At 61.3% G+C, this 25,743-nt stretch carries 20 protein-coding genes and 4 tRNA genes; 9 read left to right on the top strand and 15 right to left on the bottom strand.

Annotated elements, in window-relative coordinates; translation table 11 throughout:
- Positions 1 to 176: 176 nt before the first annotated feature.
- Genes LAD35_RS13350 through LAD35_RS13335 form a run of 4 tightly spaced genes read right to left on the bottom strand, consistent with a single transcriptional unit; the run spans position 177 to position 2,692 of the window.
- A complete protein-coding gene (locus tag LAD35_RS13350) occupies positions 177 to 725 on the bottom strand; it encodes an RDD family protein (RefSeq protein WP_224149527.1) in 549 nt (182 codons plus the stop codon).
- Positions 726 to 747: 22 nt separating this feature from the next.
- Positions 748 to 1,683: a DUF3106 domain-containing protein gene (locus tag LAD35_RS13345; RefSeq protein WP_224149526.1), complete on the bottom strand. Its 936-nt coding sequence runs from the start codon at positions 1,681 to 1,683 to the stop codon at positions 748 to 750.
- Positions 1,680 to 2,129: a DUF3619 family protein gene (locus tag LAD35_RS13340; RefSeq protein WP_224149525.1), complete on the bottom strand. Its 450-nt coding sequence runs from the start codon at positions 2,127 to 2,129 to the stop codon at positions 1,680 to 1,682. The genes LAD35_RS13345 and LAD35_RS13340 overlap by 4 nt, the downstream gene beginning before the upstream one ends.
- Complete coding sequence (locus LAD35_RS13335) at positions 2,126 to 2,692, bottom strand: RNA polymerase sigma factor (protein WP_224149524.1); 567 nt, start codon at positions 2,690 to 2,692, stop codon at positions 2,126 to 2,128. Before LAD35_RS13335 ends, LAD35_RS13340 begins: the two co-directional genes overlap by 4 nt.
- Positions 2,693 to 3,000: 308 nt before the next feature.
- Between LAD35_RS13335 and LAD35_RS13330 the strand changes: the two genes are divergently transcribed.
- The 6 genes from LAD35_RS13330 to LAD35_RS13305 all read left to right on the top strand — a co-directional run bounded on the left by LAD35_RS13330 (position 3,001) and on the right by LAD35_RS13305 (position 11,623).
- Entirely contained in the window at positions 3,001 to 4,794 is a 1,794-nt protein-coding gene (locus LAD35_RS13330; protein ID WP_224149523.1) for an acetolactate synthase 3 catalytic subunit, read from the top strand.
- A 143-nt stretch (positions 4,795 to 4,937) separates the two neighbouring features.
- Positions 4,938 to 5,429: an acetolactate synthase small subunit gene (ilvN, locus tag LAD35_RS13325; RefSeq protein ID WP_184707821.1), complete on the top strand. Its 492-nt coding sequence runs from the start codon at positions 4,938 to 4,940 to the stop codon at positions 5,427 to 5,429.
- Between the two features lie 354 nt (positions 5,430 to 5,783).
- A complete protein-coding gene (gene ilvC, locus LAD35_RS13320; RefSeq protein WP_224149522.1) occupies positions 5,784 to 6,800 on the top strand; it encodes a ketol-acid reductoisomerase in 1,017 nt (338 codons plus the stop codon).
- A 315-nt stretch (positions 6,801 to 7,115) separates the two neighbouring features.
- Positions 7,116 to 8,003, top strand: a complete 888-nt coding sequence (gene pssA, locus LAD35_RS13315; RefSeq protein ID WP_224149521.1) for a CDP-diacylglycerol--serine O-phosphatidyltransferase — start codon at positions 7,116 to 7,118, stop codon at positions 8,001 to 8,003.
- Between the two features lie 223 nt (positions 8,004 to 8,226).
- On the top strand, positions 8,227 to 9,966 hold the full coding sequence (gene leuA, locus LAD35_RS13310) for a 2-isopropylmalate synthase (RefSeq protein WP_224149520.1): 1,740 nt from the start codon (positions 8,227 to 8,229) through the stop codon (positions 9,964 to 9,966).
- Positions 9,967 to 10,084: 118 nt separating this feature from the next.
- Positions 10,085 to 11,623 carry a 2-isopropylmalate synthase gene (locus LAD35_RS13305; protein WP_224149519.1) on the top strand — a complete coding sequence of 513 codons (1,539 nt, stop codon included), beginning with the start codon at positions 10,085 to 10,087 and terminating at the stop codon, positions 11,621 to 11,623.
- A 17-nt stretch (positions 11,624 to 11,640) separates the two neighbouring features.
- Here LAD35_RS13305 and LAD35_RS13300 read toward each other — a convergent pair whose 3' ends face one another.
- Positions 11,641 to 11,820 carry a hypothetical protein gene (locus LAD35_RS13300; RefSeq protein ID WP_224152867.1) on the bottom strand — a complete coding sequence of 60 codons (180 nt, stop codon included), beginning with the start codon at positions 11,818 to 11,820 and terminating at the stop codon, positions 11,641 to 11,643.
- Between LAD35_RS13300 and LAD35_RS13295 the strand changes: the two genes are divergently transcribed.
- Positions 11,741 to 12,934 carry a serine hydrolase gene (locus LAD35_RS13295; protein ID WP_224149518.1) on the top strand — a complete coding sequence of 398 codons (1,194 nt, stop codon included), beginning with the start codon at positions 11,741 to 11,743 and terminating at the stop codon, positions 12,932 to 12,934. The two genes, LAD35_RS13300 and LAD35_RS13295, sit on opposite strands and share 80 nt — an antisense overlap.
- Positions 12,935 to 13,044: 110 nt before the next feature.
- On the opposite strand, the gene LAD35_RS13290 is transcribed toward LAD35_RS13295, so the two are convergent.
- From LAD35_RS13290 to LAD35_RS13255, 8 genes are all read right to left on the bottom strand, one after another.
- Entirely contained in the window at positions 13,045 to 13,842 is a 798-nt protein-coding gene (locus LAD35_RS13290) for an IclR family transcriptional regulator (protein WP_224149517.1), read from the bottom strand.
- 63 nt (positions 13,843 to 13,905) lie between these two features.
- On the bottom strand, positions 13,906 to 14,667 hold the full coding sequence (locus tag LAD35_RS13285; protein WP_224149516.1) for an arginyltransferase: 762 nt from the start codon (positions 14,665 to 14,667) through the stop codon (positions 13,906 to 13,908).
- Positions 14,660 to 15,448: a leucyl/phenylalanyl-tRNA--protein transferase gene (gene aat / locus LAD35_RS13280; protein ID WP_224149515.1), complete on the bottom strand. Its 789-nt coding sequence runs from the start codon at positions 15,446 to 15,448 to the stop codon at positions 14,660 to 14,662. Before aat ends, LAD35_RS13285 begins: the two co-directional genes overlap by 8 nt.
- Before the next feature lie 135 nt (positions 15,449 to 15,583).
- Positions 15,584 to 15,659, bottom strand: a tRNA-Asn gene (locus LAD35_RS13275).
- Between the two features lie 54 nt (positions 15,660 to 15,713).
- A tRNA-Asn gene (locus LAD35_RS13270) sits at positions 15,714 to 15,789 on the bottom strand.
- 49 nt (positions 15,790 to 15,838) lie between these two features.
- Positions 15,839 to 15,914 (bottom strand) — tRNA-Asn (locus LAD35_RS13265).
- A 47-nt stretch (positions 15,915 to 15,961) separates the two neighbouring features.
- Positions 15,962 to 16,037: transfer RNA gene (locus LAD35_RS13260), tRNA-Asn, on the bottom strand.
- A 49-nt stretch (positions 16,038 to 16,086) separates the two neighbouring features.
- Entirely contained in the window at positions 16,087 to 16,554 is a 468-nt protein-coding gene (locus LAD35_RS13255; RefSeq protein WP_224149514.1) for a YbaN family protein, read from the bottom strand.
- Between the two features lie 107 nt (positions 16,555 to 16,661).
- On the opposite strand from LAD35_RS13255, the gene def reads away from it, so the two are divergent.
- On the top strand, positions 16,662 to 17,201 hold the full coding sequence (gene def / locus LAD35_RS13250; protein ID WP_224149513.1) for a peptide deformylase: 540 nt from the start codon (positions 16,662 to 16,664) through the stop codon (positions 17,199 to 17,201).
- Positions 17,202 to 17,268: 67 nt separating this feature from the next.
- Here the strand turns inward: def and LAD35_RS13245 are convergent, their stop codons facing one another.
- On the bottom strand, positions 17,269 to 19,872 hold the full coding sequence (locus tag LAD35_RS13245) for a [protein-PII] uridylyltransferase (protein WP_224149512.1): 2,604 nt from the start codon (positions 19,870 to 19,872) through the stop codon (positions 17,269 to 17,271).
- Positions 19,873 to 20,039: 167 nt separating this feature from the next.
- Positions 20,040 to 20,855 (bottom strand): type I methionyl aminopeptidase, encoded by an 816-nt coding sequence (gene map, locus LAD35_RS13240; RefSeq protein ID WP_224149511.1) that lies wholly within the window; start codon positions 20,853 to 20,855, stop codon positions 20,040 to 20,042.
- A 180-nt stretch (positions 20,856 to 21,035) separates the two neighbouring features.
- Between map and purL the strand changes: the two genes are divergently transcribed.
- Positions 21,036 to 25,058 carry a phosphoribosylformylglycinamidine synthase gene (purL, locus tag LAD35_RS13235; RefSeq protein ID WP_224149510.1) on the top strand — a complete coding sequence of 1,341 codons (4,023 nt, stop codon included), beginning with the start codon at positions 21,036 to 21,038 and terminating at the stop codon, positions 25,056 to 25,058.
- Positions 25,059 to 25,743: the final 685 nt, after the last annotated feature.

Raw genomic sequence — 25,743 nt, 5'->3', positions numbered from 1 at the left:
GGCAAGGGGGCAGCGCAAGCCGTCACTATAACCATATTGCACTGCAGCAGGCCGGGGAAGCGATGCAGGAATGGGTTCACAGCACGCTTGTATTTGCTATGCAAAACAGAGCTGATGGCGCATGGCAGTCTTGCGATGGACATGGTTTTCTGCCCAGGCGCGCTGATCCTGCCCGCTCAGGCCTTGTTGCGCGTCGCGGGGGGCTCGCTACTGATCAGGCGTGTACCAGCCAGTGCGTCATGCCAGAACTGTTTTTGCGGGTGCAGGCGGCTGGCCAGGGCCCAGACGGCGATCCAGCCTGTCAGCAGCACCAAAACCTCTGTCACCGGAAGGTGGAACGGTAGGGTAGCGACCAGTGGTGGCAGAAACCACAGCCAGCTGCAGGCATAGCGCACGAGCGCGCGGCGCTGGCTCAATGGCTGGCCCATGGCATCCACCACACGGATGTGCCAAGTCTTCATCGCCAGGGTCTGGCCTTTGTACCAAAACCACACAAAGTAGATGCCAAAGATGATGAAAAGGAACAATTGCAGTCCATGCCGGTTGTCCAGCGCATTGCGGGTCTGGCTCAGGGTGCTGTAGAGATAGCCCGAGATAAAGACCACGCCGAACATCAGCATGCCCTCGTACAGCCAGCATGCCATGCGCCTTCGGAGGGTGGGTGCCTGTAAAAGGGGGGCTGGGGCAGGCTGATCGGGGGCAGTGGTGGCGTGTGAGGAAGGCATGTTGCCAGTCATGGTGCCGGTGTCAGGCAGGCGGATGGACCGGGCTATCGCCCAGGCGCGACTGTGGCTCACCGGCGGGCGCAACCGGGGCCGGGCGGCTGTCCAATGGCGGCAGGGGCGATGAGGTGACTGGCGAAGGCACCTGCACCGGCGCGGTCTCTGCCGGGGGGGTTGTCGCTGGAGGGGGCGTGATGCTGGTGGGGCTCACACCGCCTGGGCCGGGCACGTTGTTGGGGTTTGCAGAAGGGCCTTGCAGCGGGCCGACTTCTACAGGCGTCACCACGCCGCGCGACTGCACGCGAATCTCGGGCGGCGGCAGAATCTTGGGCGGGTTGGCGCGGTTGGGGTTGACCGCCGCAGCCGGTACCTTGACCAGGCGTCCGCTGGTCTTGCTGTTGGGGCGTAGGGCCAGGGCAACGCCTCCGGGGCGCAGGGCGCCGCCCTGGGCCAGCCGTTTGCGCTCGCGGGCGCTCAGGGCCTGGTAATCCTCCCAGAGCTGGCGCTTTTCCTCGGCAGACAGATTGCTGGTGTTGGAGTAGTTCAGGCGCGCCTGGCTCTGGTCCACCAGGCTGAACTTGGCCCATTCCTTCATGTGTTCGCCGATGCGGTACTGCTCGTCGGGCGAAAAATCGTCAAAACTATCGGCAATCAGGAGCCAGCGGCGCTTTTGCTGCTCCGTCAGCCAGGACCATTGCTCCTGCAGCGGAGCCAGTGTGGTCTGCTGGTCGGTATCGAGACTGTCCCAGTTGGGGCCTTCATTACGTGGTGTAACGGTGCGCGTATTGCCGCCGGCACTGACCAGATCGCTGGGCGCGCTACCGTACACATTGCGGGCCTGGGTGCTGGCGTAGATACCAGTTACAGCAAAAGCAGCCAGCAAAATGCTGGCTGCGAGAGTGGGGAGGGAGGAGGTGGGCGCCTTGGCGGCCACCTCGTCAAAGTCGTGATCGTGTCTCAATGCTTGTCGGTGGGCTGCTTTTGTTGGGCAGCGATCTTCAGATACTGGGTAAAACCAGGATCAGTATAGGCGGTTGGCGGCAATTCGTCAGCCAACAGGGTGGCGTCGTACTCGGCCATTTCTGTCGCGCCTTCGTCTGCCTGCACGCCATTGAAGAAAGTCAGGCCAGCTACCATGGCGCTCAGGGGAACCGCAGACACCACCGCTCGCCACCAGTTGCGTTTACCGGAAGAGGCAGCCGCAGCGGCAGATTCCTGCTCGGGGTGACGGGCAATTGCCGGGGTGGCTACCACCTTGCGACGCGCCAGTGCCTGTTCACGCGCAGCGCGCAGGCGCTCGGTGATGTCATAGTCCAGATCGGCCTCAGCTTCGCTCAGCCGGGCGGTGACGCGGCGGGCAAAGATTTCGGCGTGGGCAACTTGTTGGGCGGTGTTTGGGCGGTTCATAGCACGATTCCTTTGGCCTTGAGCACTTTGCTCAAGGTTTGGATGGCTCGGAAGCAATGGGTTTTCACGCTGCCTTCCGAGCAACCCATGGCCGCTGCAGTCTCTGCAATGTCCATCTCTTCCCAATAACGCATCAAAAACGCTTCGCGTTGACGCGCGGGCAACTCTTGTATCTCTTTTTCTATCAATGCAAGTGTTTGTTTGCGGTTGGTGTGGTCTTCGGCGCTCTGTTCGGACTCGCCTTGCTGGGCGTTGTAGGTTTCCAGGAGGTCGAAATCGCCGCCTTCGTCGTCAGGGCCCTCGAAGGCGCTCATATTGGTAAAGAGCGCGTTGCGGGTCTTCTGGCGGCGAAACCAATCCAGCGTACTGTTGGACAGGATACGCTGGAACAGCATGGGCAGTTCGGTAATGGGTTTGTCGCCGTAATGTTCAGCCAGCTTCATCATGCTGTCCTGCACGATGTCGAGGGCCGCTTCTTCGTCGCGCACATGAAAAAGCGAGCGCTTGAAAGCTCGCTTTTCAACGCTTTTCAGAAAATCGGACAGTTCTCGTTCTGTTGCCAAATCGTACCCAACACCATGGTTATTCGCGCAATCAGGTGGTTTATACCTGGGTAAACCCTGTCGTGTGGCAAAAAACACCGCGCTAAACGCAGGATTATCGCATCGTATGCAATTTTTTTCTGCGCTTTGTCGCAAACCAATGTTGCAGTGCGATAATGTTTTCAAGTCACATCAAGGCAAAAGGGTCACGGTCCGGCGTCGCAAGCATCTCGCCCATGTCCGTTGGCCTCAAGTTCCGAGCAGGCTCCACAAGAGCTGGGCAAGGGGCACCAGAGGTTTTTCGTTAGAGAAATTCGCAAAGGTTGATCATGGAAATGTCCAAGGCCGAACAAAACTCGGCACAAGCGGCCAATCAGTCCGCACAAAAAGCACAAGATCTCATGGGCGCCGAAGTGCTGGTCAAGGCACTGCAGGCGGAAGGCGTTCAGCAGCTGTGGGGATACCCAGGCGGCGCTGTTCTGTACATCTACGACGCGCTCTACAAACAAGACACCATCAACCACGTATTGGTTCGCCACGAACAGGCTGCCGTGCACGCCGCTGACGGCTATGCACGCGCCACGGGCGAAGTAGGCGTGGCGCTGGTCACATCCGGCCCGGGCCTGACCAATGCGGTGACCGGCATTGCCACCGCCTACACCGACAGCATTCCCATCGTGGTGATCTCGGGGCAGACCTCGACCACGGCCATCGGCTCCGATGCGTTCCAGGAATGCGACACCGTCGGTATCACCCGTCCCATCGTCAAGCACAACTTCCTCGTGAAGGATGTGCGCGATCTGGCGATGACGATGAAAAAGGCCTTCCACATCGCCCGCACCGGCCGACCAGGCCCCGTGGTGGTTGATATTCCCAAGGATGTGTCCTTCAAGAAGGTGGCGTACAGCGGCTATCCACAGACCGTGGAAATGCGCTCATACAACCCGGTCAAGAAGGGCCACAGCGGCCAGATTCGCAAGGCACTGCAGTTGCTGCTAGCTGCCAAGCGCCCCTATATCTATACCGGCGGCGGTGTGCTGCTGAGCGGTGCCGAGCAGGAGTTGCGTACGCTCGTCGACTTGCTGGGCTACCCCGTCACCCACACCCTGCTGGGGCTGGGCGCCTATCCGGCCAGCGACAAGAAATACCTGGGCATGCTGGGCATGCACGGCACGATTGAAGCCAACAACACCATGCAGAACTGCGATGTGTTGCTGGCGGTGGGTGCGCGCTTTGATGACCGCGTGATCGGCAATCCCAAGCACTTCATGTCGGTGGCCGACCGCAAGATCATCCATATCGACATCGATCCATCGTCCATTTCCAAGCGCGTCAAGGTCGATGTGCCTATCGTGGGCGACTGCAAGGAAGTGCTGACCGAGCTCATTGCCATGGTTCGCGAAGCCCAGACCAAGCCTGATGCCGCCGCGCTGGAAGCCTGGTGGAAGACGATTGAAGGCTGGCGCAGCCGCGACTGCCTGCGCTACGACCGCGACAACAAGGAAGTCATCAAGCCGCAGTACGTGGTCGAAACCCTGTGGAATATGACCCGGAATGCGGACTGCTACATCACCTCCGACGTAGGCCAGCACCAGATGTGGGCTGCGCAGTACTACCGTTTTGAGGAGTCGCGCCGCTGGATCAACTCGGGCGGCCTGGGTACCATGGGCGTTGGCATTCCGTACGCCATGGGCATCAAGCTGGCCAAGCCCGATGCCGAAGTGTTCTGCATCACCGGCGAAGGTTCGGTGCAGATGAACATCCAGGAGCTGGCCACCTGCCGCCAGTACGAGACGCCGATCATCATCTGCGCGCTCAACAACCGCTTCCTGGGCATGGTGCGCCAGTGGCAGGAGATCGAATACTCCGGTCGCTACAGCCACAGCTACATGGATTCGCTGCCCGACTTTGTGAAGCTGGCCGAGGCCTTTGGTCACGCCGGCATTCTGGTCGAAAAGCCCGAAGACGTGGAGCCCGCGTTGCGCGAAGCACGCCGCATTGCGCGTGAAGAGCGCAAGAGCGTGTTCATCGATTTCCGCACGGACCCGACCGAAAACGTCTTCCCCATGGTGCAGGCCGGTAAAGGTATTACCGAAATGCTGCTGGGCGCTGAAGATCTATAGGAAATTTGCGTATTAGCGCACACCTACAGTGCGCCGTTAGCTCATTTTTTTATAGCTTATCCCCTTATTGACGAATCTATTGACTGCCGAGCCCTGCACTTACCGGTGCAGGGGGAGGGCAGCGAAAAGAGGAATCTCATCCCATGAAACACATCATTGCGGTTCTCCTGGAGAACGAACCAGGCGCCTTGTCACGCGTGGTGGGCCTGTTCTCGGCCCGTGGCTATAACATCGAGTCGCTCACCGTGGCGCCGACCGAAGACGCATCGCTCTCGCGCATGACCATCACCACGGCGGGCTCGGATGACGTGATCGAGCAGATCACCAAGCACCTCAACCGCCTGATCGAGGTGGTGAAGGTGGTCGACCTGACCGAGGGCGCCTACACCGAGCGTGAGCTCATGATGGTGAAGGTGCGCGCTGTGGGCAAGGAGCGTGAGGAGATGAAGCGCATGGCGGACATCTTCCGTGGCCGCATCATCGACGTGACCGAGAAGAGCTACACCATCGAGATGACCGGCGACCAATCGAAGAACGATGCGTTCCTCAGCGCGATTGACCGCTCGGCCATTCTCGAAACCGTCCGCACCGGTGCCAGTGGCATCGGTCGTGGCGAACGCATCTTGCGCGTGTAATGCGCTGGTGGCACCGGCTGCGGCGCCATTCCCGCCAGATTGCGGGCATGGGGTTGTTGCTGGTGGGGCTTGTGCTGGTGGTGGCATGGGTGCAGACGGATGACCCGGATTGCAGCTTGTACCAAGACCTTTTCACGCAGCAACGTTTGTGTGATGGCGCCTCTGGCGAGCCCGACGAAAACGCTTCACAGCGTACCAACCCCTGGCTAGTACTCATAGTAGGATTGGGCGCTTTTGTAGCGGGAGCTTATTTGCTGGCTTCAGGAAACACCGCAAGGCCCCCTGACGATGCAGATTCTTGACAAGTGGTTGTTTGAATTTCTGATTTTTTGACTGATACCAACGGAGCGAAGCATGAAAGTTTTTTACGACAAGGATTGTGATCTGTCCCTCATCAAGGGCAAGACTGTCGCCATCATTGGCTATGGCTCGCAAGGCCACGCCCACGCACAGAACCTGAACGACAGCGGCGTGAAGGTCATCGTCGGCCTGCGCAAGGGCGGCGCTTCGTGGCCCAAGGCCGAAAAGGCCGGCCTGACCGTGATGGAAGTCAATGATGCGGTCAAGGCTGCTGACGTGGTCATGATCCTGCTGCCTGACGAAGACATCGCCAAGGTCTACACCGAAAACGTCAAGGACAACATCAAGCAAGGCGCTTCGCTGGTGTTCGCTCACGGCTTCAACGTGCACTACAACCAGGTCGTGCCCCGCGCGGATCTGGATGTGTGGATGGTCGCTCCCAAGGCCCCTGGCCATACCGTGCGCAACACCTACACCCAGGGCGGCGGCGTGCCACACCTGATCGCTGTGCACCAGGACAAGTCCGGCAAGGCCCGTGACCTGGCGCTGTCGTACGCCATGGCCAACGGTGGCGGCAAGGCCGGCATCATCGAAACCGACTTCAAGGAAGAAACCGAGACCGACCTGTTCGGCGAGCAGGCCGTGCTGTGCGGCGGCGCGGTTGAACTGGTGAAGATGGGCTTCGAAACCCTGGTGGAAGCCGGCTACGCGCCCGAAATGGCCTACTTCGAGTGCCTGCACGAGCTCAAGCTGATCGTGGATCTGATCTACGAAGGCGGCATCGCCAACATGAACTACTCGGTGTCCAACAACGCCGAGTACGGCGAATACGTGACCGGCCCTGAAGTGATCAACGAAGAATCGCGCAAGGCCATGCGCAATGCCTTGAAGCGCATTCAGGACGGCGAATACGCCAAGATGTTCATCTCGGAAGGCCGCCTGGGCTACCCCAGCATGACCGCCCGCCGCCGCAACACTGCCGATCACCAGATCGAAAAGGTGGGTGGCCAGCTGCGTGCGATGATGCCCTGGATCGCCAAGAACAAGCTGGTGGACCAGACCCGCAACTGATCGGTGTATGGCTGCGGCCGCGCAGGCGGCTGCAGTCTGTGCTCCCAAAGGACTGCTTCGGCAGTCCTTTTTTATTGTGGGTCGGGGTGGACGCGAAAGCGCCCTCTGACAGTTGGTTGCGTGCGCGATGAAGCCTGGGGGCATTGAGCGGCAGGTATCCCGCCTGCGCATACGCTGGCGCGGTGTTTTCTTGGGCCGGACGCCATACCGGTAAAGGTACACTGTGAACCTTGCGTTACAAGGCGCTGGCCTTGTCGAGAACTATAAAATGAATAGCTGATTGCGCTGTTGTAGCAAGCGCTGGAGTTCAATTGAATGCTGGATAACAACGAAACCAAGCCCAGGCAGGGCGCAGAAGGCCCGGCCGCTGCGCAACGCAGGTGGCGCAAAGGCATTTATGTGCTGCCCAACTCCTTCACCCTGGCGGCGCTGTTTGGTGGGTTCTACGCCATTGTGATGGCGATGAACGGCCGCTTTGAAGCCGCTGCCGTGGGCGTATTCTGCGCCATGGTGCTCGACAGCCTGGACGGCCGCGTGGCCCGTATGACGCACACCCAGAGCGCTTTTGGCGAGCAGATGGATTCGCTCTCGGACATGGTGTCCTTCGGCGCGGCGCCTGCGCTCATCGCCTACGAGTGGGCCCTGCGCCCGCTGGGCCGCTGGGGCTGGATTGCGGCATTCGTCTACTGCTCGTGCGCCGCACTGCGTCTGGCGCGCTTCAACGTCAATACGGGCGTGGTGGACAAGCGCTACTTCCAGGGCATGCCTTCGCCGGCGGCTGCGGCCCTGGTGGCGGGCTTCATCTGGCTGACCAGCGCGCTGCTGGTGTCGCACCGCGATGTGCCGATCTTTGGCGAGGTGATCGCCTTGTTCGGCGGCCACCCGGCGAGCCGTGAAGACCTGTCGTGGATCATGTTCGCCATCACTCTGTTTGCGGGCCTGACCATGGTGACGAACATCCCGTACTACAGCTTCAAGGATGCGGGCATGGCCAAGAGCGTGCCGTTCATCTCGCTGGTGGTGGTGGTGCTGGTGCTGGCGCTGGTGAGCATTGAGCCTGCGACCATGCTGTTCCTCATCTTCGTGGCCTACTCCGTCTCGGGCTACATCATCTATGCATGGCGCCGCGCCAAGGGCCAGCAGGTCTCGATTGTGGCCACTTCGACCGACGAGCCTGACGAGCGCGGCCTGCACCACGATTGAAGAATCTGTTGCACAGGCCGAAAAACCTGTGTTAGAGTAGCCCACATGCAAAACCTGTCCCTAGCTCTACTACTAATGTCCAACGGGCAGGTAGAGTAGCGCGCACAGTTTTCACCCTACATCCATCGGCCCGTTTGCACCAGCAACGGGCCGATTCTGTTTTTGCAGGTTGCTGGTTTCCACCCCCCGAACTTTTTGTTTCGATGAGAAAGACCAGACAACCATGTTGAAGAACCCCGCCAGCAAGTACCGCGCCTTTCCAGCCGTTCAGTTGCAGGACCGCACCTGGCCCGATGCCCAGATCACCCAGGCGCCCATCTGGCTGTCCACCGATCTGCGCGACGGCAACCAGGCCCTGATCGAGCCCATGGACTTGGCGCGCAAGCTGCGGATGTTCGACATGCTGGTCAAGATCGGCTTCAAGGAGATCGAAGTCGGCTTTCCGGCCTCGTCGCAGATCGAATTCGATTTCGTGCGCCAGTTGATTGAGGAAAAGCGGATTCCCGCCGATGTGACGATCCAGGTCATGACCCCGGCCCGCCCCGAGCTCATCACCCGCACCGTCGAAGCCCTGCAAGGCGCTCCGCGCGCCATCGTTCACATCTACAACGCGGTGGCTCCGGTGTGGCGCAAGGTGGTGTTTGGCATGAGCGTGCCCGAGGTGATGGAGCTCGTGCAATCGCAGGTGGCCCACCTGAAGGCCTTGACCGACGCCCAGCCCGGCACCGAGTGGATCTTGCAGTATTCGCCCGAGACTTTCTCGCTGGCAGAGCTGGATGTGTCGCTGCAGGCCTGCGAAACCGCGATCGCCGCCTGGGGTGCGGGCCGCGACATCATCCTGAACCTGCCCACCACGGTGGAAAACACCACCCCCAATGTGTTTGCAGACCAGATCGAGTGGATGGTGCGCCAGTTCAAGGGGCGCCCGGAAGTCGTGGTGTCCGTGCACCCGCACAACGACCGTGGCACTGGCACCGCCAGCGCCGAAATGGCGCTGCTGGCAGGGGCGCACCGTGTGGAAGGGTGCCTGTTCGGCAATGGCGAACGCACCGGCAACCTCGACATCGTCAACGTGGCGCTCAACATGTATGTGCAGGGTGTGTCGCCCGGGCTTGATTTCTCGGATATCGACGCGGTCCGTGCCGAGGTCGAGCACTGCAACCAGTTGCCCGTACCTGCCCGCCATCCTTACGCAGGCGATCTGGTCTATACCTCGTTCTCGGGCTCGCACCAGGACGCCATCAAGAAAGCCTTTGCAGCGCGCAACGAAGGCGATGTGTGGGAGATGCCGTACCTGCCCATCGACCCCAAGGACCTGGGGCGCAGCTACGAAGCGGTGATCCGCGTCAACAGCCAGTCGGGCAAGGGCGGTATCTCGTATCTGCTCGAAGAGGAATACGGACTCACCATGCCGCGGCGCCTGCAGATCGAGTTCAGCCAGGTGGTGCAGCGCGCCATGGATGTGGCGGGCACTGAGTTCACAGCGCCAGACCTGTGGCGGATCTTTGAGCGCGAATACCAGCTGGACGCCAACTATGCCGTCGCCCAATGCCGCGTGGAGCCTGCGGGCAGCAACGATGGTGAGGTGCGGGTGTCCGGCAAGGTACAGATTGCGGGCCAGTCCATTTCGCTGCAAGGGCAGGGCAACGGACCTATCGACGCCTTTGTCCACGCCATCAGCAGCGCCACCGGCGTGCCGGTGCGGGTGTTGGATTACAGCGAGCATGCTATGCATTCCGTAGCTGATGGCGCTTTTGGGGTGGGTGCCGGAGGCCAAAATGGTGCCAACGCCAAGGCTGCAGCCTATGTGGAGTTGCGGGTAAATGAGAGTCAGACCCTGTACGGTGCAGGCATGGACAGCAACATCACCCAGGCGGCCTTCCGCGCCGTGATGAGCGCCCTGGCGCGCAGCGGTGCTGTCACCCGTGTGAATACGCCAGCGGGCGACACGGTTGCCGCGTAAGCAAATGCAGGCAAAGCACGTACACTGTCAGGTTGAGCCCGGCTGCGACGTGCTGCGCATTGAATAACAGAGGTGGCGCCACAAGCGCTGCCTGCAAACCCATGCCATGGAGAACACGATGAGCGATCAACTGATTATTTTTGACACCACCTTGCGTGACGGCGAACAATCGCCTGGCGCGTCGATGACCAAGGACGAGAAGCTGCGCATTGCCCGCCAGCTTGAACGCCTGAAGGTGGATGTGATCGAGGCGGGCTTTGCAGCCAGCTCCAATGGTGATTTCGACTGTGTGCAGAGCATTGCGTCGATCATCAAGGATTCCACCGTGTGCTCGCTGGCCCGTGCCAACGACCGTGACATCGCTCGTGCTGCAGAGGCGCTCAAGCCTGCCAACCGCGCGCGTATCCACACCTTCATTGCAACCAGCCCGCTGCACATGGAGAAAAAGCTGCGCATGTCGCCTGACGAGGTGTTCGAGCAGGCCAAGATGTCGGTGCGCTTTGCCCGCAATCTGGTGGGCGATATCGAATTCAGCCCGGAAGACGGCTACCGCAGCGACCCTGATTTTCTCTGCCGCGTGATCGAGGCGGTGATTGCCGAAGGCGCTACTACCATCAACGTGCCTGACACCGTGGGCTACGCCATTCCTGAGCTGTACGGCAACTTCATCAAGAACCTGCGCGAGCGCATTCCCAACAGCGACAAGGCGGTCTGGTCGGTGCACTGCCACAATGACCTGGGCATGGCGGTCGCCAATTCGCTGGCAGGCGTCAAGATTGGCGGCGCGCGCCAGGTGGAATGCACCATCAATGGCCTGGGCGAGCGCGCGGGCAATTGCTCGCTCGAAGAAGTAGTGATGGCCGTCAAGACGCGCCGTGACTACTTTGGGCTGGATGTCAATATCGATACGCAACATATTGTTGCTGCCAGCAAGATGGTAAGCCAGACCACCGGCTTTGTCGTGCAGCCCAACAAGGCCGTGGTGGGCGCCAATGCGTTTGCCCACGCCTCCGGCATTCACCAGGATGGCGTTCTGAAGGCACGCGACACCTACGAAATCATGCGCGCGGAAGACGTGGGCTGGAGCGCCAACAAGATCGTGCTGGGCAAGCTGTCGGGCCGCAATGCCTTCAAGCAGCGCCTGCAGGAGCTGGGCGTGGTGATGGAGAGCGAGAGCGACATCAATGCCGCCTTTGCCCGCTTCAAGGATCTGGCGGACCGCAAGAGCGAGATCTTCGACGAGGATATCCTCGCGCTGGTCAATACCGAAGGCGGTCACAGCAACCACGAGGCTTTCCGCTTTGTTTCGCTGGCCCAGGCAAGCGAGACCGGTGAGCAGCCCAAGGCGACTGTGGTGCTGATGGCCCACGGCAAGGAAGTCAAGGGCGAATCCACGGGTAACGGCCCGGTGGATGCCTCAATGAAGGCCATCGAATCGCAGGCCAAGAGTGGCGCCGAAATGGTGCTCTATGCGGTCAACGCCATCAGTGGTTCCACCGAGAGTCAGGGCGAGGTGACCGTGCGCTTGCAGCAGGGCGGCCGTATCGTCAATGGTGTGGGCGCTGACCCGGATATCGTGGTCGCGTCAGCGAAAGCTTACATCGCTGCACTCAACAAGTTACAAAATCCTACAGAGAAGGTGGCTGCACAAGGATGAGGCTTCGGAATATAATTTCACTTAAATAATTGAAGAATCGCGTAAGTCAATGATATTGCGCGATTTTTTAAATTTCGAATTTCATCCTCAGCTATCGTTTTTGTAGGGAGCAGAATAATGGCGCCATCCAACCGCAGTGTTTTGCGTCGTTTTTCACACATTTTTGCAATCTGTGCGTTGGCAATTGGTGTCGGCATGCCGCATGCCTACGCCGCTACCAAAAAGAAAGCTGCCCCTGCCAAGGCCCATGTCGAAGCCAAGGCTGGCAAGAAGCAAGCTGCTGCTGTCCAAAAGGGTGAGCGCAATGGCCGCGCGCACAAAGAGGTAGTTGCCTCCAAGGGTGCTTCCAAAAAGGTAGCAGACAAATCGGCGGGCAAGGGTGCCAAGGGCAAGACGGTAGTAGCCAAGGCTGGCAAGGCGGAGAAGGCCGACAAGGGTGGCAGGCGCCATGCGCGCGCCGCTGCAGCAGCGGCGGCGGCACTGGTGGCTGTGGAAGCTGCTCCAGCTCGCCAGTCCTTTGGCCAGATGGCCGGACTGCACGATGTCATGGACCCGTTGGCACTCAAGTCCAGCGTAGCGCTGGTGCTGGACCAGGACACGCATGAAGTGCTGCTGTCCAAGAACGACCATGCGGTGCTGCCGATTGCCTCGCTCACCAAGCTGATGACGGGTCTGATCATTTCCCAGGCCAATTTGCCGATGGATGAAGAGATCACCATCACGCAGGACGATGTGGACACTGAAAAGCACAGCAGCTCGCGCCTGCGCGTCGGCACCACCTTGATGCGCGGCGAGTTGCTGCATCTGGCGCTGATGTCCAGCGAAAACCGCGCTGCCCATGCACTGGGCCGCACGTTCCCCGGTGGCATGCCGACGTTCGTGGGCCAGATGAACATGAAGGCCAAGATGCTGGGCATGGCCGATACCCGCTATGTGGAGCCTACCGGGCTGTCCAGTTCCAACCAATCCAGCGCGCATGATCTGGCGACCCTGGTGAATGTGGCGCACTCCGATCCCTTGCTGCGCGAGCTGACCACCTCGCCCTCGTACCAGGTCGAAGTGGGTGCGCGCACCGTGCAGTTCAACAATACCAATCGCCTGGTTCACAACCCTGATTGGAACATCGGCCTGCAAAAGACGGGCTATATCTCGGAAGCGGGCCGCTGCCTGGTGCTGCAGGCCCAGGTATCCGGCCGCAAGCTGATCATGGTGTTCCTGGATTCGGCAGGCCGCTTCAGTCGTCTGGCGGATGCCGAGCGCGTGCGCCACTGGGTGGAAGGCTCGGGCGGGCGGCTGCTGGCCAAGCACTGATTGCTGCGGATTGCCCATGGATTGCCTATACGCCGGCAATCCACTGCTCAAAAAAACCTGCCAGCGGCAGGTTTTTTTATGGAGAGGACGAGAGAGGCGGTGCTGGAGATTCAGCGGGTCGCCGCCGATTTGCGCTCTTCGAAGCCCAGCGCAGCAGAGATTTCGGTGGCAGTAGCCTGCAGCTTGCTCGTCCAGTTGTCGTCCAGCCGGTCTGCAGGGGCTGAGACGGACAGGCCAGCAACCAGGCGGCCCTGGTCGTCGTAAATGCCCGCTGCCATGCAGCGCACGCCCAGTTCCAGCTCCTCGTTGTCACGCGCGAGGCCATATTGGCGGGTTTTGGAGAGCTCGCGCTCCAGCACGGCGAGATTGGTGATGCTGTTCTTGGTGTTGCCGGCCAGACCCGTGCGCATGGCGTAGGCGCGAACGCGTTCGGGCTCTTCGGCCGCCAGAAAGAGCTTGCCGGTGGAGGTGAGGTGCAGCGGTGCATGGCCGCCGATGGCGCGCACCACCTGCATGCCCGAACGCTCGGAAAAGCTGCGCTCTACGTACACGATCTCGTCGCCCTGGCGCATGCTCAGATTGATGGCCTGCTGCGTGGCCAGATGCAGGCGGCGCATCGGCAGCAGGGCTACTTCGCGCACGTTGATGCGGGCTTTCACAAGGTTGCCCAGCTCCAAGAGGCGCATGCCCAGGCGGTAGCTGCCCGATTCGGGTCGGTCCACAAAGCGGCCGATGGTCAGGTCATTGAGGATGCGGTGTGTCGTGGATGGGTGCAGGCCGGTGATTTCGCTCAGCTCTTTCAGCGACACCGCCTCCTCGCGCGAGGCGAGTACATCCAGCAGTGTGAACATGCGCTCTAGCACTTGCACGCTGGGTTTGGCGGCGGTGTCGTGTTGTGGTTTGGTCATGCGTCGGGTGGCGGTGTAAGGGCAAAGGCAAAAATAGAATGCAGCTCCTGATGGACAGGCGCATCAAGCTGCAGAATGTATAGCAAAACGGGCAGGTTGCCAGCGCTGGTCCACATAGACCTCATAGGGCTGGTAGTCGGCCTTGTATTGCATCTTGCGGCTTTCCTCGATCCAGTAGCCCAGGTACAGGTAGGGCAGGCCCATGGTGCGGCACTGTGCAATCTGCCACAGCACGTTGTAGGTGCCGTAGCTGGTGTGGGGTTCGGGTTCGTAGAAGGTGTAGACGGCGGAGAGCCCGTCGTTGAGGATGTCGATGATCGACACCATCTTGAGCGCGCCGGGCTGCTGGGGTTCGGTACTGGGCGCCCGGAACTCCACCAGGCGGCTGTTGACGCGGCTTTGCAGCATGAACTGCGAGTACTGCTCGACACTGTCCTCGTCCATGCCGCCGCCCGTGTGGCGTGCAGCCTGATAGCGCAGGTACAGCTCGTAATGCTCGCGCAGAAAGCCCAGGGGGAGTACGCGAACTTCGAGACTCTGGTGCTGCTTGAGGGCGCGGCGCTGGTGGCGCTTGGGCTTGAAGTCAAGCGCCGCTACGCGCAGTGGCACGCAGGCCTGACAGCCGTCGCAGTAGGGGCGGTAGGTGAACAGGCCGCTGCGGCGAAAGCCCTGCTGGATCAGCTCCGAATACACATCGTTCTGAATCGCATGGCTGGGCGTGGCCACCTGCGAGCGCGCCATGCGCTCGCTCAGGTAGCTGCATGGGTAGGGTGCCGTTGCATAGAACTGCAGGGAATGCAACGGAAGTTCGTTGAGCCTACTCATCCGTATGTGCCGTATGTGGAAATGTCGTTTCAGATAGTGGGATTATGTCAGCCCAATCGCTTGCTGCAAACTCCCAGCACATTGCAGGCTGCTGCGTCTGCTCTGCGACATGGGCCACGAATTGCGCACGGGGGATTTCCGCCGCTCCCATGAAGGCCAGATGGCCGGTGTTCTGCTGGCAATCGATCATTGTCACACCTTCGCGCCGGCACAGCGCCACCAGTGCGGCAAGGGCGATCTTGGAGCCATTGCTGATGGTGGTGAACATGGATTCGCCAAATACGGCGTGGCCTATGGTTACGCAGTACAGTCCTGCCATCAGCTCTCCATTCATCCATACCTCGACGCTGTGGGCAAAGCCGTCGCGGTGGAGTTGGGTGTAGGCAGCCTGGATGTCGTCCACGATCCAGGTGCCGTTCTGCCCGTCCCTGCTGATCTGGCTGCAGGCGCGGATCACGGCCGGGAAATCGCTGTCTATGCGCAGTGCAAAACCCGGCGTTGCCATGGCCTTGCGGATGGCTTGCCTGAGCGAGCGGTGCAGGCGAAAGTGCGCGGGCTGCAGCACCATGCGCGGATCGGTGGACCACCAGAGGATCGGTGAATCTCCGCTGAACCAGGGAAAGATGCCATGCCGGTAAGCGCGCTGTAGATGGCGGCTGTCAAGCCTGCCGCCAGCGGCCAGCAGGCCGGGATGGGGGGTGTTGGCTCCCCAGGCTTGCTCCACTGGGGGGAAGGGGTCGTCTGGCTCCAGCCAGGGCAGTGGCGGCAAGGGGCGCGGCACGTTGGCAGTCTCTCGATGAAAAAATCTCACTGCATTGTGCGGGAAATCGGCCTCGGGTACAGCCTTGGATTGGCTTTTGATGGCGCACAGCCCACAAAGAAAAAACCCATATGCCATGGCATATGGGTTTTGATCTGGCTCCTCAACCTGGGCTCGAACCAGGGACCTACGGATTAACAGTCCGGCGCTCTACCAACTGAGCTATTGAGGAATATTGGTACAAATTTTTGGCGGCGGCCTTGTGCAATTGCAAGGTGCCCTGTCTTGGCTCCTCAACCTGGGCTCGAACCAGGGACCTACGGATTAACAGTCCGGCGCTCTACCAACTGAGCTATTGAGGAATATGTCGGTTTGACAGTGTGCCCTGAGCGATTGCAGGGCGTTGTGTGATGGCTCCTCAACCTGGGCTCGAACCAGGGACCTACGGATTAACAGTCCGGCGCTCTACCAACTGAGCTATTGAGGAATATCGGTCAACAAGGCTTTGTTCGATTGCAAAGCCGAAAAAATCTTTGGCTCCTCAACCTGGGCTCGAACCAGGGACCTACGGATTAACAGTCCGGCGCTCTACCAACTGAGCTATTGAGGAACAAGACCGCAATTATAGAACGAATTTCAGACTTCAAAAAGTGAAGCAGTCATTTTTTGGGATTTCGGGCCTGGGCTTCGTCGCTGGCCGGTTCCGGCCGGTACCACAGCCACGCAAGGACGCAGGCCATGCAGCCGATGGACAAGGCCTTGGCCCACACCGGTGCGGGTACCGCCAGCATGATGAGGGCGCAGACCGCCATGGTGGCCGTTGCGCTCCATTTGGCCCGGCGGCTCACAAAGCCGCCTGCAGCCCAGTTGCGCAGCATGCCGCCAAACAGCCTGTGCCGCCACAGCCAGCCATGCAGGCGTTCCGAGCTGCGCGCGGCGCAGGCCCCGGCAATCAGGATGAATACGGTCGTGGGCAGCCCGGGAACAAAGATGCCCACAACGCCCATGCACAGGCTGGCCACCGCGCCAAGCAGCAGCAGCCATCGCAGCAGCGGGCTGCGGATAGGGCAGTACACAGGAGGCGCATTGCCATGCAGGGGCGGGGCGGGCGCACGGGGCTCGGGCATGGCGCCATTGTGCATCTGCCAGCAAGACAATGTGCAGATGCCGGGCAAGTGATATTGGGAGAGAGGGGGCGCTACCGAGCCGGTACGCACTGCGCTACCATGCCGACATGGCAATTCATCCAATCTTGAAAATGGGCGATGCGCGGCTTTTGCGCACGGCGCAGCCCGTCGCTGCATTCGACACCGACGCGCTGCACCAACTGGTGCAGGACCTGCTCGATACCATGCGCGCTGCGCAGGGGGCAGGACTGGCGGCGCCGCAGATTGGGGTTGACCAGCAGGTGGTGTTTTTTGGCTCCAGCGAGCGCAACCCGCGCTACCCCGATCGCCCCCTGGTGCCGCCAACGGTGCTGATCAACCCGGTCATCACACCCTTGTCGGATGAAGAAGCCAGTGACTGGGAGGGATGTCTGTCCGTGCCCGGTATGCGAGGGCTGGTGCCGCGCTGGCAGAAGATCCGCTACACCGGTTTCGACCAGTATGGCGATCCGATCGACCGCGTGGCCGAGGGCTTCCATGCCCGCGTGGTGCAGCATGAGTGCGATCACCTGTGGGGCAAGCTCTATCCCATGCGGATGCGCGACTTCACGCAGTTCGGTTTTACCGAGGTGCTGTTTCCCGATATCAGCGCGGCCGAAGACGATTAATCAAAAATAATAGCAATCGGCGCTTGATGGAAAAGCCCAGGAACTGGTTTTTATAGCCAGTAACTGCTTACGCCGGAGCGGCCAGCGCCCACAGCAGTTCGGTTTCGATGGCAATCTGGCTCACATTGTTCTGCAACTCCGGGCCTTGCAGCAGAAAGCTGTCTTCCACCCGCTCCCCCAGGGTGCTGATCTTGGCCAGCTCCACGCTCAGCTGGTGGCGGGCCAGGACGCGTGCCACGGTGTACAAAAGGCCTGCACGGTCGGCGGCAGAAATGGACAGCAGCCAGCGCTGGCCTTTGTCATCGGGCCGCAGCAGCACGCGCGGCGCAACCGGAAAGCTCTTGACGCGGCGCGAAACGCGGCGCTGCACCGGCTCGGGCAGTGGCTTGGCTTCCGCCAGCGTGCGGCTCAGTTCGCTCTCCACCAGATTGATCAGTTCACGGTAGCTTTGCGGTGCATTGGTGGCGATCACCTGGAAGGTGTCGAGCGCATAGCGGTTGAGCGCTGTGTGCACCCGGGCATCCAGGATCGAGAAGCCGGCGCGGTCGAAGTAGCCGCAGATGCGGGCGAACAGGTCGGGCTGGTCGGGCGCATACACCATGACCTGCAGGCCTTCGCCAGCGAGCGATTGGCGGGCGCGCACGATGGGCGTGCTGCTCCCCACATGGCGCGAGAGGTGACGGGTGTGCCATGCAATGTCGGCTGCCTCCTGTCGCATGAAGTAATCCACCCCCAGGGTGTCCCACAGGGCCTTGTGCGACTCGTGCGGCTGGGCCGAGAGCGCGAGCATCACCAGGGCTTCGCGCTTGCGGATTTCGGCCTGCGCCGCCAGGTCGGGCGCCCGCCCGCCCAGCATGCGCAGGGTGGCGCGGTACAGGTCTTCCAGCAGCTTGCCCTTCCAGCCGTTCCACACCTTGGGGCTGGTGCCGCGGATATCGGCTACGGTCAGCAGGTAGAGGGCCGTGAGGTAGCGTTCGTTGTGCACGCGCTTGGCAAAGACTGCTATCACCTCGGGATCGGACGTGTCCTGCTTTTGCGCCACCTGGCTCATGGTGAGGTGCTCGCGCACTAAAAACTCCACCAGCAGGGCGTCTTCCCTGGCAACCCGGTGGTCGCGGCAAAAGCGCTTGACCTCGGCGGCGCCAATTTCCGAGTGATCGCCGCCGCGCCCTTTGCCGATGTCGTGAAAGAGCGCTGCCAGATACAGAATCCACGGCTTGTCCCAGCCCGCAGCCAGTTGTGAGCAATAGGGGTACTCATGGGCATGCTCTGCCATGAAGAAACGCCGCACATTGCGCAGCACCATCAGGATATGCTGATCGACGGTGTAGACATGGAACAGGTCGTGCTGCATTTGCCCCACGATGCGGCGGAAGGGCCATAGGTAGCGGCCGAGTACCGAGGTCTGGTTCATCAGACGCATGGCATGGGTGATGCCCTGCGGTTGCTGCAGGATCTGCATGAAGGTGGCGCGGTTGACGGGATCCTGGCGGAAACCGGCTGTCATCACCCGGCGTGCATGGTAAAGCGCGCGGAAGGTGCGGGCCGACAGATCGGTGAGGCCAGGCTCTGTTTCATACAGCAGGAAAGTGCGCAGGATGGCGTGCGGGTTGCGCAGATACACTTCGTCGTCGGCGACTTCAATGAGGCCTGCCTTCTCGTAAAACTCATCATCGATGCGGCGCAGCGCGTGGCTGCCCGGGTGCAGGCGCTCGTCGATGTTGAGCAGCAGAATCTGCGTCAATTGCGCCACCGCCTTGGCCGCCCAGTAGTAGCGCTTCATCAGCTCCTCGCTGGCGCGCTTGGGGAAACGGTGTCCGGCCGGTGTTTCCGTTTTGAAGCCGAAGGATTCGGCCACTGGTGTCTGCAGGTCGAACACCAGGCGGTCTTCGCGTCGCCGGGCCACAATGTGCAGCCGCGCGCGGATGAGGCAGATCAGGTCTTCATTGCGCTGCAGGTTGCGCACTTCGTAGATGGTGGCCAAGCCCTTGCCGGCGAGCGCCTTCCAGCTGTCGCCCAGGCCCGTGGCACGGCCCAGCCAGATGATGGTCTGCAGATCGCGCAGGCCGCCGGGTGATTCCTTGCAGTTGGGCTCCAGGGAATAGGCGGTGTTTTCGTACTTGTTGTGGCGCTGCTGCATCTCCAGCACCTTGGCCACCACAAAGGCATCCGGGCTGATGGCCTGGTCCAGCGCGCTCTGGAACTGCCTGTACAGCGGCGCAGAGCCGGTGATGCGGCGCGACTCCAGCATCGCTGTCTGCACGGTGACGTCGGCCCTGGCTTCCGTGATGCACTGCACCACGGTGCGCACACTGGAGCCGATTTCCAGTCCCGCATCCCAGCATGACCCGATGAAATGCTCGATTCTGGTGCGCAAGGGGGCCTCATGCTCCAGATCGGTGCCATCGGGCAGCAGCACCAGCACGTCGATATCGGAATGCGGAAACAGCTTGCCCCGGCCAAAGCCGCCTACGGCGACGAGGCTGAGGTGGTCGGGCAGGCCGGCCAGATGCCACAGGTCGCGCAGCAGGTCATCGGCCAGGTTCGACAGCTTGCGCAGCTGCGTCTGGATGCCGCGCGTGCTGCTGCCTCCGGCCATGATGGCCTCGAACAGGGTGGCGCGCCGGGCCTGGTACTGCTCGCGCAGCTGCGGAATGCGGGGATCGTTCATGGTGCAAGTCAAAGCGGTCCATGGCAGTGTGCCATAGCGGAAAACCAGTGATTCCCATAAGCATGTGCTGTGCCAGCCTTCATCTGCTGCCGCCAGAGCCCGATGGCAAAGAAAAAGGCGGCATGCTGTGCGCAGTGCCGCCTGGGTGAGAGCGCAGGGTTAACCTCTCAGCATTTGGTCGTCTTGACGAAGTCGGGCAGCGCGGGGGATCCATCGGACAGGGTCAGCACCTCGTAGCCGGTGTCGGTCACCAGCACTTCCACTTCCCACTGGGCGGAGAGGCTGTGGTCCTTGGTGATCACGGTCCAGCCGTCGTTGCCCAGGTCCTTGATGTCCTTCTTGCCGAGGTTGAGCATGGGCTCGATGGTGAAGATCATGCCGGTCTTCAGTTCCACGCCTGTACCAGGACGGCCATAGTGCAGCACCTGAGGCTCGTCGTGGAAGACCTTGCCGATGCCGTGGCCGCAGTATTCGCGCACCACCGACAGGCCGTGGCCTTCGGCAAACTTCTGAATCGCGTGGCCGACATCGCCCAGGTGTGCGCCGTTCCTGACCTGCACGATACCGTGCCACATGGCCTCGAAGGTGAGCTGGCACAGGCGTTTGCCGGCGATGGTGCCCTCGCCGATGATGAACATGCGGCTGTTGTCGCCAAAGTAGCCCTCTGGCGTGATGATGGTCACGTCCACGTTGACGATATCGCCCTTCTTGAGGGGCTTGTCATTGGGAATGCCGTGGCATACCACATGGTTGACCGAGGTGCAGACGTAGGCGGGGTAGGGTGTCATGCCGGGGGGCTGGTAGCCCAGGCAGGCGGATTTGGTGCCTTGCTTTTCCATGGCTTCGGCGCACAGCAGGTCGATCTGCTTGGTGGTGATGCCTGGCTGGATGTGGGGGGTGATGTAGTCCAAAACCTCCGAGGCCAGGCGGCCTGCGATGCGCATCTGTGCAATGTCTTCTTCGGTATTGATTTTGATGGTCATAGCCCATGATTATCCCACTGCACCCATTGGCCTGTTGACCATGCGGCTACGTACCCTGTCAACGCACAGTAAAATCCCGGGTTAACCCCGCCCTTGCATCCGTTGCTGCAGCCAGCCTGTGGTGCGAGCAAGGCGCATGTGTGCTTTCCTCCATCCTCCTAGTCCCACATAGGCTGCCACGTGACACTGCACCTGACCCAGCTAGCCGGCGGTAACGCCCTGAGCTCCTTCCGCGCCCAACAACTGCTGACCGCATTGACGGCAATCCATCCAAAAATAACGGGCATTGCTGCCCGTTTTGTACATCTGGTGGCCACCAATCAGCCCTTGGCTGGTGCAGATGCACAGCGCGTGGCGGCCCTGCTGACCTATGGCGACCCCTACGCAGGCAATGACGAAGGCCTGGCTTTTGTCGTTACGCCGCGCCTGGGTACGATCTCGCCCTGGGCGTCGAAGGCGACCGATATCGCGCGCAACTGCGGCCTGGACGTGTTCCGCGTGGAGCGCATCACCGAATACCGGGTGAGCCTCAAATCCGGCCTGCTGGGCGGCGCGCCAGAGCTGAATGCAGAGCAATCCGCCCAGATCGCCGCGCTGCTGCATGACCGCATGACCGAATCGGTCTTTGCCTCCCGCGCCGAGGCCGAGCAACTGTTTTCTGCGCTGCAGGCGCAGCCCATGGAGTTTGTGGATGTGCTGGGTGGCGGCGCGGCCGCGCTGGAGGCTGCCAACAAGCAATGGGGCCTGGCTCTGGCCGATGACGAGATCGAGTACCTGGTCAAGGCCTTCAATGGCCTGGGACGCAACCCTACCGACGTGGAGCTGATGATGTTCGCTCAGGCGAACTCCGAGCACTGCCGCCACAAGATCTTCAACGCCAGCTTCACCATCGATGGCGTGGCGCAGGAGAAATCGCTCTTTGGCATGATCCGCAACACCGAGCAGGTCTCGCCCCAGCACACCATTGTGGCCTATGCCGACAATGCCTCCATCATGGAAGGCCACGCTGTCGAGCGTTTTGTGGCGAAATTCGATGCAAGTGCCGGAACAGAAGGCGCACCAAGCTATCAAAAAAATAGCGCCATCAACCATGTGCTGATGAAGGTGGAAACGCACAACCACCCGACGGCCATCTCTCCCTTCCCAGGCGCCTCGACCGGTGCAGGCGGCGAGATCCGCGATGAAGGCGCCACCGGCCGGGGCTCCAAACCCAAGGCGGGTCTGACCGGTTTTACCGTCTCCAAGCTCTGGGGCAGCGAAGTGGGCAAGCCCGAGCACATTGCCAGCCCGCTGCAGATCATGATTGAAGGCCCGCTGGGTGGCGCTGCATTCAACAACGAGTTCGGTCGTCCCAACCTGACGGGTTATTTCCGCGAGTACGAGCAGCAGGTGGGTGACATCACCCGCGGCTATCACAAGCCCATCATGATCGCCGGCGGCCTGGGCATCATCGATTCCGAGCTGACCAAGAAGATTGAATTTCCCGCAGGTACGCTGCTGATCCAGCTGGGTGGCCCCGGCATGCGCATCGGTATGGGCGGCGGCGCCGCCAGCTCCATGGCCAGCGGCACGAATGCCGCCGAGCTAGATTTTGATTCGGTGCAGCGTGGCAACCCCGAGATCGAGCGCCGTGCGCAGGAAGTCATCAACCATTGCTGGCAGCAAGGCGCGGGCAACCCGATCCTGGCGATTCACGACGTGGGTGCTGGCGGCCTCTCCAATGCCTTCCCCGAGCTGACCAACGATGCGGGCCGTGGCGCGCGCTTTGACCTGCGGGCCGTCAAGCTGGAGGAGTCTGGCCTCGCCCCCAAGGAAATCTGGTCCAACGAAAGCCAGGAACGCTACGTGTTGGCCATCGCGCCTGAGTCGCTGGCACAGTTCACGGCGTTCTGTGAGCGCGAGCGCTGCCCATTTGCCGTGATCGGCACCGCCACCGGTGAGCGCCAACTGGTGTTGGAGGACACGGCTGTCGCGTCGGGAGACCAGAAGTTCCCCGTGGACATGCCCATGGATGTGTTGCTGGGCAAGCCGCCCAAGATGAACAAGGATGTGGCCACCGTCACGCGTGAGCTGCCTGCCATCGACCTGACCGGCGTGCCGCTGGAGAAGGCGGTGATCGATGTGCTGGCCCACCCCACCGTGGCCTCCAAGCGCTTCCTGATCACCATTGGTGACCGCACAGTGGGCGGCCTCACCCACCGCGACCAGATGGTCGGCCCCTGGCAGGTGCCCGTGGCCGATGTGGCCGTGACCCTGGCAGACTTCAAGGGCTTTGCCGGTGAGGCCATGGCCATGGGCGAGCGCACGCCGCTGGCCGCCATCAACGCCCCGGCCTCGGGCCGCATGGCTGTGGCAGAAGCCATTACCAATATGCTGGCGGCGCCCATTGCACTCTCCAAGGTCAAGATGTCGGCCAACTGGATGGCGGCCTGCGGCGAAGCAGGCGAAGACGCCGCGCTGTATGCAACGGTCAAGGCCGTGGGCATGGAGCTGTGCCCGCAGCTGAACATCTCGATTCCCGTGGGCAAGGATTCGCTGTCCATGCGCACGCAGTGGAGCGAGGGTGGCGAGGTGAAGAAAGTCACCTCGCCGGTGAGCCTGATCATCACCGGCTTTGCGTCGATCGACGATGTGCGCAGCACGCTCACGCCGCAGCTCGACGCCAAGGAGGACGACAGCACACTGGTGCTGGTGGACCTGGGCCGGGGCAAGATGCGCATGGGTGGCTCCATTCTGGGCCAGGTGCTGGGGCAAAGCGGCAATGAGACCCCTGATCTCGACGATGCCAAGGACCTGATTGCCCTGGTGGACGCCGTGAATGCGTTGCGTGCCAAGGGCCAGATCCTGGCCTACCACGACAAGGGCGACGGCGGCCTGCTGGCGACCGTGGCCGAGATGGCTTTTGCTGGCCATGTGGGTGTGGCGCTGAATGTGGACATGCTGGTCACCGAAGGAGACGGTATCTCCGACAGCCGCATGGACAGTGGCGAAGGCAAGAACTGGGGCACCCAGGTGTCGGGACGCCGCGAAGACCTGACCTTGCGTGCGCTCTTCAACGAGGAGCTGGGCGCTGTACTCCAGATTCGCACCGGCGACCGCGACGAGGTTCTGCAGATTCTGCGCGAACACGGCCTGGCCACCTGCAGCCATATCATCGGCAAGACCCGGCCCGAGTCGTCCACCATGGACATGGGCAAGGGCGAACTGCAGGTCTGGCGGGATGCCAAGAAGGTATTTGGCGCAACGCTCTCCGATCTGCACCAGGTCTGGGACGCAGTGAGCTGGAAGATCGTCCAGCAGCGTGACAATCCTGCCAGCGCCGACAGCGAACATGCCGCAGCCGGTGAACCTGCCGACCCAGGCATGCACGTTCAGCTTTCGTTCGATCCGCAGGACAACGTGGCAGCACCTTTCCTCAACGTGGCGGCCAAGCCTCGCGTGGCAGTGCTGCGCGAGCAGGGCGTGAACTCGCATGTGGAAATGGCCTATGCATTTGCCGAGGCAGGCTTTGATGCGGTGGATGTGCACATGACGGACCTGCAGACGGGCCGCGCACAGCTCAAGGACTTTGCGGGCGTGGTGGCCTGCGGCGGCTTCAGCTACGGCGACACCCTGGGTGCCGGTATTGGCTGGGCACGCTCCATCACCTTCAATGATCGCCTGTCCGAGCAGTTCCAGCAGTTCTTCGGGCGCACGGATACCTTCGGTCTGGGCGTTTGCAACGGCTGCCAGATGTTTGCCGAGTTGGCAGACATCATTCCCGGCGCGCAGGACTGGCCACGCTTCACGCAGAACCAGAGCAACCGCTTTGAAGCACGCCTGTCGATGGTCGAGGTGCTGGAGTCGCCCTCCATCTTCCTGCAAGGCATGGCTGGCAGCCGTCTGCCGATTGCCGTGGCACACGGCGAGGGCTATGCCAACTTCAGGTTCCGTGGCAATGAAGCGCAGGTGGTCAAGGCCATGCGTTTTGTGGACAACCATGGCCAGCCTACCGAGCAGTACCCGTTCAACCCGAACGGCTCGGCTGGCGGCCTGACTGCCGTCACCACCGCCGACGGACGCTTCACGGCCATGATGCCGCACCCCGAGCGTATGTTCCGCAATGTGCAGATGAGCTGGGTGGACTACGAGAAGGTGGGCGGCAAGTCTGAATTCAGCCCCTGGATGCGCGTCTGGCGCAATGCGCGCAAGTGGCTGGGTTGATGCCCTAGGCTGGTTCAGCAATCGATACCGCAGTGCATCTGCTGCTGCGGTATCGGTTGCTGTCAATTTTCCGGCCAGAGGCCCGCTTTGGCCGCCAGTTTTATGAACGCACCAGTGATTCCACTGCACTTCAAGTGCGGTGGATGAAGCGAAAGCTCGGATCGGTGCGTGCCTGGCAGCACTCCCCTCCATCCAATAGCCGTTGCCTCCAGGGAATCGCCTCCCTCATGGGCAGGCAACTGCTGCGTTTGCCTCAAGAACGTGTTCACGATCTCCTCGCACCGCGAAAGCGGCTTTGCAGGGCGCTCCTGACCGGGCACCCCCCCAAACCCACTGTCCCCACGGGGTGGAGTGAAATCGGGCGATTTCTGCACGCTAGCCCTTGCTTGCACCCCGGTGCGAGCTGCGGACCCTCGCTTCGAACTCATTTCGACTGCACTCCAACGCGACTGCGTAGAGATCGTAAACACGTTCTAGCATTGTGCGAGTCTGTCGTGTCGCTCCTCCAGGCCCAATCTTTCTTGAGGGGCATGGATCAGCCCTTCGCTTCTGTTTCCGTCCCCGGTCCTGTTTTCCCGTGGGTTCTTGAGGGGGTCTCAAACCTAATGAATGCCACTGCCGGTGCTTTCGAGCGTTGGGCGGAGGGGCTCTGGGTGTCTCGCAGGTCGATGCCATTTCCGCTCTG

Source organism: Comamonas odontotermitis, from assembly GCF_020080045.1.
Taxonomy (GTDB): Bacteria; Pseudomonadota; Gammaproteobacteria; order Burkholderiales; family Burkholderiaceae_C; genus Comamonas; species Comamonas odontotermitis.
The sequence above is the reverse complement of the archived record's forward strand: the minus strand, read 5'-3'. Positions and strand labels throughout refer to the sequence as shown.

Excerpts from the sequence above, each read along its gene's own strand:
- LAD35_RS13350 (WP_224149527.1), bottom strand. The coding sequence starts at position 725 with ATGCCTTCCTCACACGCCACCACTGCCCCCGATCAGCCTGCCCCAGCC.
- LAD35_RS13340 (WP_224149525.1), bottom strand. The coding sequence starts at position 2,129 with ATGAACCGCCCAAACACCGCCCAACAAGTTGCCCACGCCGAAATCTTT.
- LAD35_RS13330 (WP_224149523.1), top strand. The coding sequence starts at position 3,001 with ATGGAAATGTCCAAGGCCGAACAAAACTCGGCACAAGCGGCCAATCAG.
- ilvN (WP_184707821.1), top strand. The coding sequence starts at position 4,938 with ATGAAACACATCATTGCGGTTCTCCTGGAGAACGAACCAGGCGCCTTG.
- ilvC (WP_224149522.1), top strand. The coding sequence starts at position 5,784 with ATGAAAGTTTTTTACGACAAGGATTGTGATCTGTCCCTCATCAAGGGC.
- pssA (WP_224149521.1), top strand. The coding sequence starts at position 7,116 with ATGCTGGATAACAACGAAACCAAGCCCAGGCAGGGCGCAGAAGGCCCG.
- leuA (WP_224149520.1), top strand. The coding sequence starts at position 8,227 with ATGTTGAAGAACCCCGCCAGCAAGTACCGCGCCTTTCCAGCCGTTCAG.
- LAD35_RS13305 (WP_224149519.1), top strand. The coding sequence starts at position 10,085 with ATGAGCGATCAACTGATTATTTTTGACACCACCTTGCGTGACGGCGAA.
- LAD35_RS13295 (WP_224149518.1), top strand. The coding sequence starts at position 11,741 with ATGGCGCCATCCAACCGCAGTGTTTTGCGTCGTTTTTCACACATTTTT.
- LAD35_RS13300 (WP_224152867.1), bottom strand. The coding sequence starts at position 11,820 with ATGCCGACACCAATTGCCAACGCACAGATTGCAAAAATGTGTGAAAAA.
- LAD35_RS13290 (WP_224149517.1), bottom strand. The coding sequence starts at position 13,842 with ATGACCAAACCACAACACGACACCGCCGCCAAACCCAGCGTGCAAGTG.
- LAD35_RS13285 (WP_224149516.1), bottom strand. The coding sequence starts at position 14,667 with ATGAGTAGGCTCAACGAACTTCCGTTGCATTCCCTGCAGTTCTATGCA.
- LAD35_RS13255 (WP_224149514.1), bottom strand. The coding sequence starts at position 16,554 with ATGCCCGAGCCCCGTGCGCCCGCCCCGCCCCTGCATGGCAATGCGCCT.
- def (WP_224149513.1), top strand. The coding sequence starts at position 16,662 with ATGGCAATTCATCCAATCTTGAAAATGGGCGATGCGCGGCTTTTGCGC.
- LAD35_RS13245 (WP_224149512.1), bottom strand. The coding sequence starts at position 19,872 with ATGAACGATCCCCGCATTCCGCAGCTGCGCGAGCAGTACCAGGCCCGG.
- map (WP_224149511.1), bottom strand. The coding sequence starts at position 20,855 with ATGACCATCAAAATCAATACCGAAGAAGACATTGCACAGATGCGCATC.